This is a genomic window from Halomonas sp. SL18_1, from assembly GCF_055755715.1.
This window is the reverse complement of sequence record NZ_JBVTRK010000001.1, coordinates 2,319,850-2,336,392: the sequence shown is the minus strand read 5'-3', so window position 1 is coordinate 2,336,392 and position 16,543 is coordinate 2,319,850. Positions and strand designations below refer to the sequence as shown.

Here is a 16,543-nt window from a genome sequence, read left to right as displayed (position 1 = left end):
CTCGGCAGAGATCGAGATGTCTCCAGCATACGACACCGGCGCCCTTGGGGCGCCGGTGTCGTGCTTCAGGCTATGGCGGCGCTTACGTCTGGGGCTCTTCCACCTTGACCTTCTGGCGCAGGCGGATATTGAGCTCGCGGAGCTGATCCTGGCTGACCTCCCCTGGGGCGTCGGTCATCAGGCAGCCGGCGCTCTGGGTCTTGGGGAAGGCGATGACTTCGCGGATGGTGCGGGCACCGGCCATCAGCATCACCAGGCGGTCGAGGCCGAAGGCCAAACCGCCGTGGGGCGGCGCGCCGTACTGCAGGGCATCGAGCAGGAAGCCGAACTTCTCGCGCGCCTCCTCCTCGCCGATGCCGAGGATCTCGAACACCGTGCGCTGCATGGCCTGGTCGTGGATACGAATCGACCCGCCGCCCAGCTCGGTACCGTTGATGACCATGTCATAGGCGCGGGAGAGTGCGGCGGCCGGGTTATCGCGCAGCGCCTCCGGCGAGCAGGACGGCGCCGTGAAGGGGTGATGCAGGGGCGTCAGGCCGCCCTTGTCGTCATCCTCGAACATCGGGAAGTCCACCACCCAGAGCGGGGCCCACGCCTGGGTATAGAGGTCGAGATCCTCGCCCAGCTTGACGCGCAGCGCACCGATCGCCTCGTTGACGATGCGCGCCTTGTCGGCGCCGAAGAAGATGATGTCGCCATCCTCAGCCCCCACCCGGTCGAGCAGCGCCTCGACCACGTTCTCCATGAACTTGACGATGGGCGACTGCAGGCCCTCGAGCCCCTTGGCACGCTCATTGACCTTGATCCAGGCCAGGCCCTTGGCGCCGTAGATGCCGACAAACTTGGTGTACTCGTCGATCTCCTTGCGCGAGAGCTTGGCGCCGCCGGGCACGCGCAGGGCGGCCACGCGGCCATCCTCGGCGCTGGCGGGGCCGGAAAACACCTTGAAATCCACCTGCTGCATCAGGTCGTCGACGTCGGTCAGCTCGAGCGGAATGCGTAGGTCGGGCTTGTCGGAGCCGAAGCGCGCCATGGCCTCGGCATAGGTCATGCGCGGGAAGTCGGGCAGCGCCACCTGCAGCACTTCCTGGAACAGCTGGCGAATCATCGCCTCGGTGACGCCCATGATGTCGTCCTCGGAGACGAAGGAAGCCTCCAGGTCGATCTGGGTGAATTCGGGCTGGCGGTCGGCGCGCAGGTCCTCGTCGCGGAAGCACTTGGCGATCTGATAGTAGCGATCGAAGCCTGCCACCATCAGCAGCTGCTTGAACAGCTGGGGCGACTGCGGCAGGGCGAAGAAGCTGCCGGCATGGGTGCGGCTCGGCACCAGGTAGTCGCGGGCACCCTCGGGGGTGGCGCGGGTGAGCACCGGGGTCTCGATGTCCAGGAAGCCCTGCCCTTCGAGGAAGGCGCGAACGCTGTGGGAGATCCGCGAACGCAGGCGCAGCTTGTCGATCATCTCGGGGCGACGCAGGTCGATGTAGCGGTACTCGAGCCGTACCTCCTCACCCACCTTGCCATGCTCATCGAGCTGAAACGGCGGCGTGGCGGCGGTATTGAGGACCTCCACCTCCTTGGCCAATACCTCGATCATGCCGGTGGGCATGTTGGGGTTCTGGGTGCCTTCCGGGCGCAGCCGTACACGGCCCTGGATGCGCAGTACGTATTCGCTGCGGGCGCGGTCGGCGTTGGCGAAGGCCTCGGCGGTGTCGGGATCGACCACGACCTGGGCGATGCCATCGCGATCGCGCATATCGAGGAAGATCACGCCCCCATGGTCACGGCGACGGTGTACCCAGCCGCACAGGGTGACCGTCTGGTCCACCAGGGTCTCGTTCAGCTGGCCGCAATAATGGCTGCGCATGTCGTATCCTGTTCTGTTGCGTTGATCGTAGGGTGCTACGACGGGCGGCCCTCAGGCCGCCGCGCCATCTTTCTTGGGCGACGCTTTGCTGTCCTTGGAGGCGCTCTTGGCGTCGCTTGATGAATCGCCGGCAAGATTCTTCTTGCTGCCGGACTTGAAGTCGGTCTCGTACCAGCCGCCGCCGGCCAGGCGGAAGCCTGCGGCGGAAACCAGCCGCTGGAGTTCGCTGGCTTGACAGGCGGGACAGTCGGTCAGAGGGGCGGCGCTGATCTTCTGCAACTTTTCCAGACGATGGCCGCAGGCCTTGCACTGATACTCGTAGATGGGCATGGTTCTACTCACTCCTGAATTCGACGGCACATTACCTGCAGCGATATAGGGCCGGCCGACGCGGATTCCAAGCCTGCCGCAAAAGCCAAGTATTATACCTGCCTGGCACGACCTGTCCCAGTCCGGCTGCACCGTCACCTAGAAGGATTCCCCATGAAAGCCGTGATTCTCGACGCCGCCAGCCTCGGCAACCAGATCGACCTCTCGCCAATCCGCCATCGGGTGGATGACCTGGAGGTCCACCAGCACAGCACCACCGCCCAGGTGGCCGAGCGCCTGGCCGATGCCGAGGTCGCCATCGTCAACAAGGTGGTGCTGGACGCCGCCACCCTGGAAGCGCTGCCTCAGCTGCGGCTCATCTGCGTGCTGGCAACCGGAACCAATAACATTGACATGACGGCCGCCGAGCGACTCGGCATCAGGGTGCGCAATGTCACCGCCTACGGTACCGCCAGCGTCGCCCAGCATACCCTGATGCTGATGCTGGCCCTGGCCAATCGACTGCCACTCTATCAGCGTGACGTGGCCTCGGGACGCTGGAACCAGAGCCCCTTCTTCTGCTTGATGGATCACGCCACACTGCAGCTCGAGGGCAAGCACCTGGTCATCGTCGGCCAGGGCGAGCTCGGCTCCCGGGTGGGCCGACTGGCCGAGGCCTTCGGCATGGCGATAAGCTTTGCGGCACGCCCGGGAAACGAGGCCGCCGACCCGCGCCCCTCCCTGGCGGAGCTGGCCCCCAGGCCGATGTCATCAGCCTGCACTGTCCGCTGAGCGATGCCACCCACCACCTGGTCGACGCCTCCTTGCTGGCCAGCGTCAAGCCCGGCGCACTGCTGATCAACTGCGCCCGCGGCGGCATCATCGACGAATCGGCGGCATTGGCCGCGCTGCGCGAGGGCCGCTTAGGCGGTCTCGGCGTCGATGTCCTGCCGGTAGAGCCGCCCCGGGACGGCCACGCCCTGCTCGATGCGCTGTACGAGTCACTCAACCTTATCGTCACACCGCACAACGCCTGGATCACCCCGGAAGCGCGACAGCGTATCGTGGACCTTACCGCCGACAATCTAAGCGACTAATCGCCAGTCGCGATGCAAAGTCGGGGCGCCGAACCGAGCGCTCATACAGACGAAGCTCTCTAATGTAGGAGCACCTTCAGGTCGCGACTGGAGGCGCAGCCTCCCGGCGGCGTTGCCTGAGCTGGCGTTCAATGCCAACGCCGGTAGCCTCCGCCAGGGCGCCTAGGTGACTGGAGGCGCCCCCAGCTCGAGGAACGGGTCGTTCGGGCTTGTTATATTGTAGTAAAAGATAACGGTATAAATATCGGCAAGGTTGCAGCTCACGGCCGACGCTTCGATACTCAGGGCACTGTTTCGCTCACCGCAGGGCCGACCATGTTCTACAACTTCGGGTCCATCAACCTAGACCATGTCTACCGGGTGCCGCATCTGGTGCACCCCGGCGAGACCTTGACCAGCCGCGATTACCGTGTGGGGCTGGGCGGCAAGGGGGCCAACCAGTCGCTGGCCATGGCGCTGGCGGGTGGAAGCGTCACCCACTGGGGCCGCCTGGGCCGCCAGGACGCCTGGGCAAGAGAAACCCTAGCCGGGGCCGGCGTGGATGTCTCTCACCTGGAGCTGGTGGACGAGCCCAGCGGCCACGCCATCATTCAGGTCGATGACCGCGGCGAGAACGCCATCATCCTGCACCCCGGCGCCAACCACGGCTTCGATCCCGCCCTCCTCGCCCAGTGGGTCGAAGCGACGAATCCCGGCGAGTGGCTGCTGGCGCAGAACGAATGCAACGGCCTGTCCGAGCTGATGGCGCACGCCCGCCATCGCGGGCTAAACATCGCCTTCAACCCGGCGCCGATGACCGATGCCGTCCAGGCGCTGCCGCTCGAGGCCTGCCGCCTGCTGTTCGTCAATCGCGTCGAGGCCGCACGGCTGGCAGATGTCGACGAGGCGGCCGACGCCGAGGTACTGCTGACCCGGCTCGGCCAGCGGCTGCCCGATACCGCCACGGTGTTGACCCTGGGCGGCGAAGGCGCTTGGTACCAGGCAGGCACCGAGCGCTGCTATCAGCCGGCCATCCCGGTGCGCCCCGTCGACACCACCGGAGCGGGCGACACCTTCATCGGCTACTTCCTGGCCACCTTGCAGGCCGGCGGCTCGATGTCCGCCTGCCTGGAGCGCGCCGCCATGGCCGCGGCGCTCGGCGTACAGCAAGCAGGCGCCGCCGAGAGCATACCAACCCGCGACGCCGTCGATGACGCCCTGCGCGACGGCCTGTCGGCCTGACCTCCCTTCTGAGCCACTTCAAGGAGCCAACGTGTCTCATCCGATTCTCTTCGATACCGACCCCGGCGTGGACGACGCCCAGGCCATCGCCATCGCCCTGCGCCACCCGGAGATCGAGCTGCTGGGCCTGACCACCACTTTCGGCAACGTCGACGTAGAAACCGCCACCCACAACGCCCTGCTGCTGTGCCAGCTCGCGGAGCGAGCGGTGCCGGTGGCCCAGGGCGCCGCCGTTCCTATGGTCAAACCCAGGCATCCGGCGCCCGCCCATATTCATGGCGACAACGGGCTCGGCAACATCGCCCTGCCGGCGGTCACGGGCTCGCCCGATCCGCGCAGCGCACCGCAGTTCATCGTCGATACCGTCAATGCTAGGCCCGGCGAGGTGACCCTGGTCAGCGTCGGACCGGTGGGCAATCTGGCCGCGGCACTGCAGCTCGATCCGCAGCTGGTCGAGAAGGTCAAGCGAGTGGTGGTAATGGGCGGCTCGATCCGGGAAGGCGGCAACGTGACGCCGGTGGCCGAGGCCAACATGTTCAACGACCCCCACGCCGCGGCGCGGGTGCTCACCGCCGGCTGGCCGCTAACCCTGGTGGGGCTGGATGTCACGCACCGCTGCGTGCTGGGGCCCGCCCACATGACGCGCATCGCCAAGGCCCAGGGCGCTCTCGGTGAGGTGCTGGCCGGCAGCTATGCCTTTTACCGGGACTTCTATCGCGATTTCCTGGGCATCGACGGCTGCTGCCCCCACGACAGCTGCGCCCTGGCCTGGCTGCTGCGTCCCGATCTCTTCACCACGGCTCCCGGCCACCTGACGGTGGCGACCGAGGGTGACGCCGAGGGACAGACCGTCTTTGCCCCCGAAGGACGCGCCTTCATCGAATCGCGCTGGGCGCGCACCCCGGTGGTGGAGGCCTGCCTCGAGGCGGACGGCCCCGCCGTGGTGGAGTGGATCGCCGACACCCTCGGCTAGCCGTGGGCGTCTCGCTTAGGACGCCTCACAGCGTAACGAAGTTATCCGGGTCCCGGGGCTCGATCGACTCGAGCTCCACGTGGGTGACCCGGGCGTTCGGCGGTCCCTGCCAGAGCCAGGCCGCCACCTGATTGACCGCCTGGCCATCCCCGCAGAGCAGCACCTCCACCCGGCCGTCGGGCAAGTTCTTGGCATGCCCGGTGACCCCGTGCTGCAAGGCCTGCTCCTGTACGGCCCGGCGGTACCAGACTCCCTGCACCTTGCCCACCACCAATGCCTTCACGCAGCGCTTGCTCATTGTCTCTCCCTCCAATGTCTCCATGGCACATCGCTCCCGGCCCCAGCCCCCGGGCGCCCCCTGCCCAGGGTTCCCGTGGCATGCGGAATGCTCTAACCTGAACAGTAGGGCGCGTCACCGCCACAAGCAACGGCCGCCCACCAACGCCCTGATCGGGCACAACAACAAGCGTCCTCACAAGGGAGACACGCCATGCTGGTCTTCGACCACCCCGAATTCGATCACCATGAGCAGATCGTATTCGGCAGCGACGAGGCGAGCGGTCTGCGCGCCATCATCGCCATTCACGATACCCGACGCGGCCCCTCACTGGGCGGCCTGCGCATTTTCCCGTACGCCAGCGAAGCCGAGGCCCTCACCGACGTGCTGCGCCTGTCCCGCGGCATGACCTACAAGTCGGCCCTGGCCGACCTGCCGCTGGGGGGCGGCAAGGCGGTGATCATCGCCGACCCGCGCCGCGACAAGACCCCCGAGCTGCTGCGCGCCATGGGCCGACTGGTCGACTCGCTAGGCGGTCGCTACATCACCGCCGAGGATTCCGGCACCAGCGAAGCGGACATGCGCTTCATCCACGAGGCCACCGACCACGTCAGCGGCCTGGGCCGCCGCCCCGGCGAATCCGGCGACCCCTCCCCTTATACCGCCCACGGCGTCTTCTGCGCCCTGCGCAGCGCTGTACGTCATGGACTGAAGCGAGATGATCTGGATGGCCTGCGCGTCGCCGTCCAGGGCGTTGGCCACGTCGGCGCCTATCTGGCCCGCCAGCTGCATGCCGCCGGCGCCCGCCTGGTGCTGACCGACATCGACCGCGACGCCCTCGGGGCGCTGGCCGAAGAGCTTGGCGCCGAGATCACTGCTCCAGAGGCGATCATCGACGCCGAGGTGGATGTCTTCGCCCCTGCGCCATGGGGGCGGTCCTCACCCCCTCAGTGGTAGACCGACTGAAGGCCGGCGTGGTCTGCGGGGCGGCCAACAATCAGCTGGCCACCCCGGAGGTCGCCGAGCAGCTGCATGACCGCGGCATTCTCTATGCGCCGGACTACGTCGCCAACGCGGGCGGGGTCATCGAGGTGGAGTGGCAGCGTCGCGAGGATTACTCCCGCGACGCCGTGATGGCCCACGTGGAGCGGATCGCCGACACCCTGGACGAGATCTTCGTTCGCGCCATCGCCGAGGGGACCAGCCCGGCGGTGATCGCCGACCAGCTGGCACGCGAACGCCTGGCGGGCTGATCCCGCACTCGCACCTTCGGGCGGCAGGCGCCGCCCGAAGTCGTCATTCTCCCAGCAGCTCGCGACGGACCACCACCGCAGTACTGCGGGGACGATCTCGCGCCCCCGGGCCAGCAGGTGGCTGCGGGTAAAGGCCGCGCCAAACAGGAGAATGAGGGACGAATAGTAGACCCACAGCAGCACCATCACCACCGACCCCGCCGCCCCGTAGGCGGACGCCGTGGCCGTATAGGCCAGGTAGGCGGCGATCACGCTGCGCCCCACGGAAAACAGCAGCGCCGTTACCACCGCCCCCACCAAAACGTCTCGCCAGCCCAGCACCACATCGGGCAACACCTTGAAGATGGTGGCGAACAGCAGTGCCACCATGAGCAGCGAAATCAGAAACTCGGCGCCGGTGCCAAGCAGGCCGATGAAGGGCACCAGCTCATCGCCAGCATGGAGCATAGCGCGCACCAGCACGCCGAGCACCAGCGACACCAGCAGGATGAAACCGATCGCCAGCACCACGGCCAGAGACAGCAGGCGATTCTTGAGAAAGACCAGCAGGCTGTTGCTGCTGGGCTTGGCGGTCACTCCCCAGAGGGTATTGAGCGAGAACTGCATCTGGGCAAAGACCGTGGTGGCCCCCACCACCAGGGCCCCGACCCCGAGCAGCGTCGGCAGCAGACCGCTCTCCTCGATCCGTGACGCCGCCACGGTCTGCTCGATGGCCCGGGCCGCCTCTTCGCCCAGCGTCCCCTGGAGCTGAGCGACGATCTGCCCCTGGGCCGCATCCTCGCCCAGCACCACGCCAATCACCGTGACCGCAATGATGATGGTGGGAGCCAGCGAGAAGAGGGTGTAGAACGCCAGCGAACCGGCATAGCTGAAGGCGTTGCGCTCCAGCCACTGATTCACGGCATCGCGCGTCACCTGCCACCAGAATTGCCATCCACGCTTTCGCACACCACCTCCCTGTTCGTTAAGCATCCCGTCTGAGCATATGCGATTCAGGCGCGAGCTGCTTGTCCTGGATTGCAGCCCCACAGAGCCCCGACCATAATGGGCACCCCGAGCCGCCAGCGAAGGATCCGCCGATGCCCGCCCCCACGCCCGATTTCGACTGCCTGGTCTTCATCGGCCGTTTTCAGCCGCCCCACCTTGGACACCTGGCGGTCATCAACGAAGCACTGCGCCATGCCCGCCAGGTCATCGTGCTGGTCGGCTCCGCCTGGCAGGCGCGCTCGCTGCGCAACCCCTGGCGCTTCGACGAGCGCCAGGCCATGCTGCGCGGCTGCTTCGACGACGAAGAGAATGCGCGCCTGGCGATCGTGCCGCTGCTCGACGCCCTCTACAACGACGATGTTTGGGTACGCGACGTGCAGCGCAAGGTGCGCGACATCGCCGGCCACCATCATGCCCGCCTGCCGCGCATCGGCCTGATCGGCGCCAGTCGCGGTCAGTCGAGCTACTACCTGTCGCTGTTCCCCAGTGGGAGTCGGCAAGCGTGCCGCTGGTCGAGGGCATTTCCGCCAGCCAGATTCGCGAGCGGCTGTTTCGCTCCGCTTCATCGGCCGCCGACTACCTGAGCACCGGGGCGACTCACGATTTACCGCCCGGTGTCTGCACCGCGCTACGTCAGTTCGTCGATGGCGATGCCCATCGCCAGCTGCTGGAAGAGCAGCAGCTGCTGGAACAGTACCGCCAGGCCTGGGCCCAGGCGCCCTACCCGCCCATCTTCGTGACCGTCAACGCGGTGGTCGTGCAGTCGGGCCATGTGCTGCTGGTGCGGCGCACGGCAGCCCCCGGCAAGGGGCTGCTTGCCCTGCCCGGCGGCTTCATCAACCCCCATGAGCGGCTGCTGGATGCTTGCCTGCGGGAGCTGCGTGAACGGGTGCGCCTCAAGGTGCCGGAGCCAGTACTCAAGGGGTCGCTGCGCGGTCAGCGGCTGTTCGACGAGCCCCACCGCAGCTGGCGGGGCCGAACCCTGGCCGAAGCTTTCTACTTCGCCCTGCGCCCCGACCAGCAGCTCCCCCGACTCAAGCCGGTCAAGGGGGGCGATCACGCCCGTTGGGTGCCCCTGGCAGAGCTCGAACCCGAGAGCCTGTTCGAGGACCACTTCTTCATCATTCAGAACTTCCTCGGGCTGCCGGCCGATTTCGGCGGGATATAGCACGGCAAAAGCAGGAGCCTGTCTCGCGAGCGCAGCAAGAGCCCCTTTCTTCTCACGCTTGGAGAAAATCGCGCGGCAGCTTCTGCATCTGTCGCCACAGCTTCTCGACACCCGGCTTGTGAACCAGCGAACAGCGATACAGACGGATCTCCAGCGGCACGTCCCACTTCTCGTCGCCGGCCCGGACCAGCCGGCCGCTGTTGAGCTCCTCGCGTATGCAGAAGTCGGGAATCCAGGCCAGCCCTACCCCCTGCATCACCATCCCCTTCAGCCCCTCGGCCATGGCCGTTTCGTAGACGGTTCGCAGTCGGAGCCGCAGCGGGTCGTTCTTCAGCACCATGCGCACGCTGCGCCCCAGGAAGGCCCCCTGGGTATAGGCGAGGTAGGGAATCGGCGCCTGGCTGTCGAGGCTGAAACGGGGTCGCCCGCTGTCGTCCGGCAGGCTGACCGGCAGCATCTTGACCTGGCCGATGGAAAAGGAGGGGAAGACCTCGGCATCGAGCTGCATGGTGGCGTGCTGGTCGTGATAGGCGAGCATCAGGTCGCAGTTGCCTTCGCGTAGCACATGGATGGCTTCGCCGACGTTCATCGCCACCAGGCGCGTCGGCAACTCCCCCAGCCCCTCCTGGAGACGCGAGATCCACTGCGGATAAAAGCTCAATGCCAGGGAGTGCGCCGCGACGATATCCAGCGCTTCACGGGCCATGGAGACACCGCGCAGATGGCCCAGACACTCGTTGAGCTGCTCCACCAGATTACGCGCGGTGATCAAAAACAGCTGCCCTTCCGGCGTGAGATTGATGGGGGTGGTGGAGCGATCCACCAGGGTTACCCCCACCGCCTGCTCCAGCGAGCGGATGCGACGACTGAAGGCCGGCTGGGTGACATGTCGCTGGCGGGCCGAAGCCGAAAAACTGCGCGTATTGGCCAGGGCAACGAAGTCTTCCAGCCATTTGGTCTCGAGGTTCACCGCGGCTCCCGATGACAGGCGTTGATTCACAGCAAGACCGTGCTTGGCGTGCCGATTGATGGCAGCAGAACGGTCCGTTTTGGCAGGCACTAATGTACCCCAGCGACGATGCGAACCCAAGCGGCTACTGGATCGGCGAGGTCAGATAGGCCGCTCGGGAGACCAGCTTGCGCCACAGGGCGCGATTTTGCAGCTCGTCATAGCCGATCCGGCGACACGCGGCAAAATCCCGCTCGAGCATCAGCCTCACTTCGGCGGCGAAGCGACGGTCGGGAATGAAGGCGGTGATCTCGAAATTGAGCCGGAAGGAGCGGTTGTCCAGATTCACCGTGCCAACGCTGGCGGCGCTGTCATCGATCAGCATCACCTTCTGGTGCAAAAAGCCCGGCTGGTAGCGATACACCTTGACCCCGGCCCGCACCATATCCGGCAGGAAGGAGAACGCCGAGAGATAGACCAGCAGGTGGTCCGGGTGCTCGGGAATCATGATGCGCACGTCGACGCCGCGCATGGCAGCCAGCCGCAGGGCATCCTGCACCCCCTGATCGGGCACGAAGTAGGGGCTGGTCACCCACAGCCGCTCATGGGCGCTGTGAATGGCGTGCTGCACCAGCAGGCTCGCCGTCTCCTGCCGATCGGCAGGACCGGAGGGCACGATCACCACGTTCTGACACTCCACGCAGGTCGTCTGGGGCTCCCAGCAGAGCCAGATCACCTCGCCAGTCGCCCAGTGCCAATCCTCCCAGAAGGCCTCCTGCAGGCCTAGCACGCTAGGCCCGGTGAGCTTCAGGTGAGTGTCGCGCCAGGGGCCATGGCGAGGATGCTGACCGAGATATTCGACCCCCACGTTGAAACCGCCGAGCCAGCCCTCCTTGCCGTCCACCACCAGCACCTTGCGGTGGTTGCGGAAATTGAGCTGGAAGCGATGCTTGAAGCCCCGGGACGAGCGAAACGCGGTCACTTCCACACCGACCTCGGCGAGATCGCGCAGATAGCCTTCCGGCAGCTTGCGGCTCCCCACCTCGTCGTAAAGGAAGTAGACCCGCACCCCGCGCTCGGTGGCCCGTTCCAGATGCTCCTTGAGGCGCATGCCCAGGGCGTCATTACGCACGATGAAGAACTGCACGAGCACATAGTCCTCGGCGGCGTCGATGCCGGCGAAGATACTGTCGAAGGTCGCTTGCCCGTCGATCAGCAGCTGAGCGCGATTGCCGCTGGTCAGCGGCATCATCGCCAGCTGCTCGACGGCTCGGATGTCCGGATCCCGCGCATGCGCCAGGTAGGGCTCGACCAGCTCGCGGTAGCGCGCCAGAACCCGGCGCAGCACGGTGTCGCGCTCGCCTCGAGCGGAGACGTAACCATAGAAGCGCGGCCGGCCGAAGATCCAGTAGGCCGGCACCGCCAGGTAGGGAAGCGTCACCAGGGAAATGATCCAGGCCACGGCGCCCTGGGAGGTACGGCTGGACATCAGCGCCAGCCCCGCCGATATGAACCCCAGCACATGAACCAGGAAAATCACCAGCCCGAACAGCCAGGATGCCATGTTCTCTCCCTGAAAAAACAGCGTTCTACAGCATACCCCAAACCGCCGCGGCCCCGCCAGATGGCGGGGCCGTTCCGTCGACTATCACCGTTACGGAAAGCGAGGGACAAGTCGCAGAGGGGGTCCTTCTCCTCGCAGACTGGCCGTCAGATCAGGCCCGCTCGGCGATGATCTCCTTCCACTTGGCCGGGCCGGTCTGGTGCACCGAGGTGCCCTGACTGTCCACCGCCACGGTGACCGGCATGTCCTCCACCTCGAACTCGTAGATCGCCTCCATGCCGAGATCCTCGAAGCCCACCACCCGAGACTTCTTGATGGCCTGGGCCACCAGGTAGGCGGAGCCGCCCACGGCCATCAGGTAGACCGCCCGGTTGTCACGGATCGCCTCGATGGCGGCGGGGCCGCGCTCGGCCTTGCCCACCATGCCCAGCAGGCCGGTCTCCTCCAGCATGGTACGGGTGAACTTGTCCATGCGGGTGGCGGTGGTGGGGCCGGCCGGGCCGACCACCTCGTCGCCCACCGGGTCCACCGGCCCCACGTAATAGATGAAGCGCCCCTTCATGTCCACGGGCAGCGGCTCGCCCTTGGCGATCATGTCCACCATGCGCTTGTGGGCGGCATCGCGGCCCGTGAGCAGCTTGCCGTTGAGCAGCAGGGTGTCACCGGGCTGCCAGCTCTGCACCTCTTCCGGGGTCACGCTGTCGAGGTCGACGCGCTTGACGTTGCCCCCGCCTCGCGTGTGATCTCCGGCCAGTCCTCCAGCTTCGGCGCCGGCAGCGCAGCGGGACCAGAGCCGTCCAGGGTGAAGTGGGCGTGGCGGGTCGCGGCGCAGTTGGGGATGATCGCCACCGGCTTGTTGGCGGCGTGGGTCGGGTAGTCCTTGACCTTGATATCGAGCACCGTGGTCAGCCCGCCCAGGCCCTGGGCGCCGATGCCGCTCTTGTTGACCTTGTCAAACAGCTCCAGGCGCAGCTCCTCGGCACGATTGGACGGGCCACGGGCCTGAAGTTCCTGGATGTCGATGGGGTCGAGCAGCGCCTCCTTGGCGATCTCCATGGCCTTCTCGGCGGTACCGCCGATGCCGATGCCGAGCATGCCGGGCGGGCACCAGCCGGCGCCCATCTTGGGCAGCTGCTCCAGCACCCAGTCGACCACGTTGTCGGAGGGGTTGAGCATGGCGAACTTGGACTTCGCCTCGCTGCCGCCCCCCTTGGCGGCCACATGGACCTCGACGGTGTCACCGGGGACGATCTTGTGATGGATCACCGCCGGGGTGTTGTCGCCGGTGTTCTTGCGGGCGCCGTCCGGGTCGGCCAGTACCGAGGCACGCAGCACGTTGTCGGGCAGTTGATAGGCGCGACGCACCCCCTCGTTGATCATATCGTCGAGGCTCATGTCCGCTTCGAAGCGCACGTTCATCCCCACGTGCACGAAGACGGTGACGATACCGGTGTCCTGGCAGATCGGGCGGTGCCCCGTGGCGCACATCCGCGAGTTGATCAGGATCTGGGCGATGGCGTCCTTGGCCGCGGAATTCTCTTCGCGCTCATAGGCGGCCGCCATGGCGTCGATGAAGTCCTTGGGATGGTAGTAGGAGATGTACTGCAGCGCATCGGCGACGCTGTCGATCAGATCGTCCTGGCGGATCACGGTCATGGGCAAGGAACTCCTCGGCATTGTCGGCATGCCCGCTCTCGAGGCGACTTCACGGCCGGCACGGCGGGCTCGAACGGGGGCGGATTCTGCCCTATCCCCTCTTTGTCGACAGCGTCTTGCCGCCAAGGTCGTATGCGTAGCGATTTGGCCGGGATAGATAACGGTATAAAACACCGCTAGCAGCCTGGCTGACAGACCGGGCAGCGATACAGCCGCCGCGACGCGACCCTTCGCCGCTCGACGGCGGCTCCGCAGGCGTGGCAAGGCAGGCCATCGCGTTCGAACACGGCGAAGCGCCAGCGCCGGAAAGACGCGCCCCGCGCCCGCTCGGCCTTGGCCCAGTCGCCACGATTGGTCACCCCCGCCTGTTCGTAGGCCTGCCGGGTAATCCCAAGCAGGCTGCGGGCCAGCCGGGCAAGCGCCGCCTCGTCCAGCTCGAGGGGTCGTGCCTTATGGTGGAGGCCGGCGAAGAAGAGAATCTCGGAGCGCAGATAGTTGCCGACCCCGGCAAACAGCGCCTGATCCAGGAGCAGCCCGCCCAGGCCTCGGCGCTGGAACCTCGGTTGCTGGAGGCGTGCCATGGCCTGCTCTACCGTGACGCCGTGGGTGAGCAGGTCGGGGCCGAGACGGGAGAGAAATGGATGCTCCGACAGCCGCTCGGCCTGCCACAGCGAAACGTCCGAGGCGCTATAGAGACTTGCCGCCCTGCCCTCGGCCACCAGCCGGACCCGCAGCGAGCGCTCGGTATCCGGCTCGCGCTCGGCGTCGTGGAGCTTCCAGACGCCGTAGAGCTGGTTGTGGGAGTAGAGCACCCGACCGTCGTCGAAGCGAGTCAGCAGCGCCTTGCCCCAGCTGTCCACCGCCGTGACCTCGCGCCCCACCAGCCCGGCCGCCTCCGGCGCCAGCTCGGGAAAGGCGAACCAGACATGGTCCAGACGGCGGCCGGCCAACTGTTCGTGCACCCGGTCGGCGGCACGGCGGATCTCAGGGCCTTCGGGCATCCCTTTTCCTTACGTTCTCAGCAACGAATCCGGCGATCATGGCCCGCTCGGGGCTGATCCGCGGACAGGCCTATGAGGAGGCGCTGTAAATACTTCCCTGTACGCTACCGATTTCCTTCCCTGGAATCGGACCTCCTCTTCGGCCTGCCCCGGCGCCCCTCGCTCCGTGGCGAGCGCAGCAGACAATCAACGATGCCTACCCCAGCGCCAGCTGCCGCTCCTTGAGCTCATGCAGCCGGTCGCGCAGCCTGGCCGCCTCCTCGAACTCCAGGTTCTGGGCCGCCTCGAACATGGCATCCTCCACCCGCGACAGTTCCTTGGCCAGGTCGGCGGGGACAGCGAGGCGGGGTCGTAGACGGCGGCCCCCTCGGCCACCTTGCGCTCGCTGCGCCGCCCCTTGCCCTTCTTCCCCGGAGCCTGGGCGGCTTCCATGATATCGGCCACCGAGCGGGTCACGGTGGTCGGCGTGATGCCGTGCTTCTCGTTGTGGGCAATCTGCTTGGCGCGGCGCCGCTCGGTCTCGTCCATGGCGCGACGCATGGAGTCGGTCACCCGATCGCCGTAGAGAATCGCCTTGCCGTGGGCGTTACGCGCCGCCCGGCCGATGGTCTGGATCAGCGAGCGCTCGTTGCGCAGGAAGCCCTCCTTGTCGGCGTCCAGGATCGCCACCAGCGAGACCTCGGGAATATCGAGCCCCTCGCGCAGCAGGTTGATGCCCACCAGCACGTCGAACTTGCCCAGGCGAAGGTCGCGGATGATCTCCACCCGCTCCACGGTATCGATATCGGAGTGCAGGTAGCGCACCCGCACATCGTGCTCATCCAGGTACTCGGTGAGGTCCTCCGCCATGCGCTTGGTCAGCGTCGTCACCAGCACCCGTTCGCCCACCTCCGCACGCAGGCGAATCTCCGAGAGCAGGTCGTCCACCTGGGTGCTGGCGGGGCGCACCTCGAGCTCCGGGTCGAGCAGCCCGGTGGGCCGTACCACCTGCTCCACCACCTGACCCGCGTGCTCGGCCTCGTAGGGGCCCGGCGTCGCGGAGACGAAGATCGTCTGGGGAGAGATGCGCTCCCACTCCTGGAAGGTCATGGGGCGGTTGTCCAGGGCCGACGGCAGCCGGAAGCCGTACTCCACCAGGGTCTCCTTCCGGGAGCGGTCGCCCTTGTACATGCCACCCACCTGGGGAACGCTAACGTGGCTCTCGTCGATGAACAGCAGGGCGTCGTCGGGCAGGTAGTCGAAGAAGGTGGGCGGCGGCTCGCCGGGATTGCGTCCGGAGAGATAGCGCGAGTAGTTCTCGATGCCGTTGCAGTAGCCCAGCTCCAGCATCATCTCGATATCGTAGAGGGTCCGCTGCTCCAGGCGCTGAGCCTCCACCAGCCGGTCGTGCTGGCGCAGCCAGGCCAGGCGATCCGCCAGTTCCGCCTTGATCTCATCGATCGCCCCCAGGATCGTCTCCCGCGGCGTGACGTAGTGCGACTTGGGGTAGATGGTCATGCGCGGCACCTTGCCCCGCACCTCGCCGGTCAACGGATCGAACAGGCTGATCCCATCGATCTCGTCGTCGAAGAGCTCGACGCGAACCGCCTCCTCGTCGGAGTCCGCCGGATAGATGTCGATGACATCGCCCCGCACCCGATAGGTGCCGCGCTTGAAGTCCATGTCGTTGCGGGTGTACTGCAGTTCCGCCAGGCGGCGCAGGAAGGCGCGCTGGTCGATCAGCTCACCGCGGGTGAAGTGCAGGCGCATCTTCAGGTACTGGTCGGGGTCGCCCAGGCCGTAGATCGCCGACACCGAGACCACGATCAGCGCATCGCGACGCTCCAGCAGCGCCTTGGTGGCGGACAGGCGCATCTGCTCGATATGGTCGTTGATGGAGGCGTCCTTCTCGATGAAGGTGTCCGACGCGGGGACATAGGCCTCGGGCTGGTAGTAATCGTAGTAGGAGACGAAATACTCCACGGCGTTGTCGGGGAAGAACGCCTTGAACTCGCCGTAGAGCTGGGCCGCCAGGGTCTTGTTGGGCGCCATGACGATGGTCGGGCGCTGCAGGGTCTGCACCACGTTGGCCATGGTGAAGGTCTTGCCCGAGCCGGTCACCCCCAGCAGCGTCTGATGCGCGAGCCCCGACTCAAGGCCGCCGACCAAGCCGGCAATGGCGTCGGGCTGGTCGCCGGCCGGCTGAAAGTTCGACTGCAGGCGAAAGGGCTTGCTCATGGTGGCT

Annotated in this window: 10 protein-coding genes and 5 pseudogenes; 6 read left to right on the top strand and 9 right to left on the bottom strand. The window is 66.5% G+C overall.

Annotated features, from left to right (window positions below):
* Positions 1-82 precede the first annotated feature (82 nt).
* Together aspS and ACSJDS_RS11875 are read right to left on the bottom strand one after the other, a co-directional pair.
* Positions 83-1,864 (bottom strand): aspartate--tRNA ligase, encoded by a 1,782-nt coding sequence (gene aspS / locus ACSJDS_RS11880; RefSeq protein ID WP_473033459.1) that lies wholly within the window; start codon positions 1,862-1,864, stop codon positions 83-85.
* Positions 1,865-1,915: 51 nt separating this feature from the next.
* Entirely contained in the window at positions 1,916-2,194 is a 279-nt protein-coding gene (locus ACSJDS_RS11875; protein ID WP_473033458.1) for an FmdB family zinc ribbon protein, read from the bottom strand.
* Between the two features lie 153 nt (positions 2,195-2,347).
* On the opposite strand from ACSJDS_RS11875, the pseudogene ACSJDS_RS11870 reads away from it, so the two are divergent.
* From ACSJDS_RS11870 to ACSJDS_RS11860, 3 genes and pseudogenes are all read left to right on the top strand, one after another.
* Positions 2,348-3,270 (top strand): annotated as a pseudogene (locus ACSJDS_RS11870) (D-2-hydroxyacid dehydrogenase).
* Between the two features lie 315 nt (positions 3,271-3,585).
* A complete protein-coding gene (locus ACSJDS_RS11865) occupies positions 3,586-4,491 on the top strand; it encodes a ribokinase (RefSeq protein ID WP_473033457.1) in 906 nt (301 codons plus the stop codon).
* Positions 4,492-4,522: 31 nt separating this feature from the next.
* On the top strand, positions 4,523-5,464 hold the full coding sequence (locus ACSJDS_RS11860; protein ID WP_473033456.1) for a nucleoside hydrolase: 942 nt from the start codon (positions 4,523-4,525) through the stop codon (positions 5,462-5,464).
* Between the two features lie 25 nt (positions 5,465-5,489).
* On the opposite strand, the gene ACSJDS_RS11855 is transcribed toward ACSJDS_RS11860, so the two are convergent.
* Positions 5,490-5,762: an acylphosphatase gene (locus tag ACSJDS_RS11855; protein ID WP_473033455.1), complete on the bottom strand. Its 273-nt coding sequence runs from the start codon at positions 5,760-5,762 to the stop codon at positions 5,490-5,492.
* Positions 5,763-5,954: 192 nt separating this feature from the next.
* Between ACSJDS_RS11855 and ACSJDS_RS11850 the strand changes: the two genes are divergently transcribed.
* Positions 5,955-6,698 (top strand): Glu/Leu/Phe/Val dehydrogenase dimerization domain-containing protein, encoded by a 744-nt coding sequence (locus ACSJDS_RS11850; RefSeq protein ID WP_473033454.1) that lies wholly within the window; start codon positions 5,955-5,957, stop codon positions 6,696-6,698.
* Positions 6,668-6,994, top strand: a complete 327-nt coding sequence (locus tag ACSJDS_RS11845) for a Rossmann-fold NAD(P)-binding domain-containing protein (protein WP_473033453.1) — start codon at positions 6,668-6,670, stop codon at positions 6,992-6,994. The genes ACSJDS_RS11850 and ACSJDS_RS11845 overlap by 31 nt, the downstream gene beginning before the upstream one ends.
* 43 nt (positions 6,995-7,037) lie before the next feature.
* On the opposite strand, the pseudogene ACSJDS_RS11840 reads toward ACSJDS_RS11845, so the two are convergent.
* Positions 7,038-7,966, bottom strand: a pseudogene (locus ACSJDS_RS11840) (YihY/virulence factor BrkB family protein).
* Positions 7,967-8,073: 107 nt separating this feature from the next.
* Here ACSJDS_RS11840 and ACSJDS_RS11835 point away from each other — a divergent pair.
* Positions 8,074-9,149 (top strand): annotated as a pseudogene (locus ACSJDS_RS11835) (bifunctional nicotinamide-nucleotide adenylyltransferase/Nudix hydroxylase).
* Positions 9,150-9,201: 52 nt separating this feature from the next.
* Here the strand turns inward: ACSJDS_RS11835 and ACSJDS_RS11830 are convergent.
* The 5 genes and pseudogenes from ACSJDS_RS11830 to uvrB form a co-directional block, all read right to left on the bottom strand.
* Complete coding sequence (locus ACSJDS_RS11830) at positions 9,202-10,119, bottom strand: LysR substrate-binding domain-containing protein (RefSeq protein ID WP_473033452.1); 918 nt, start codon at positions 10,117-10,119, stop codon at positions 9,202-9,204.
* A gap of 124 nt (positions 10,120-10,243) precedes the next feature.
* Entirely contained in the window at positions 10,244-11,662 is a 1,419-nt protein-coding gene (gene cls, locus ACSJDS_RS11825; protein ID WP_473033450.1) for a cardiolipin synthase, read from the bottom strand.
* A gap of 151 nt (positions 11,663-11,813) precedes the next feature.
* Positions 11,814-13,318 (bottom strand): annotated as a pseudogene (locus tag ACSJDS_RS11820) (fumarate hydratase).
* Between the two features lie 176 nt (positions 13,319-13,494).
* Positions 13,495-14,319, bottom strand: a complete 825-nt coding sequence (nei, locus tag ACSJDS_RS11815) for an endonuclease VIII (RefSeq protein WP_473033449.1) — start codon at positions 14,317-14,319, stop codon at positions 13,495-13,497.
* Between the two features lie 196 nt (positions 14,320-14,515).
* Positions 14,516-16,536, bottom strand: a pseudogene (gene uvrB / locus ACSJDS_RS11810) (excinuclease ABC subunit UvrB).
* Positions 16,537-16,543 lie beyond the last annotated feature (7 nt).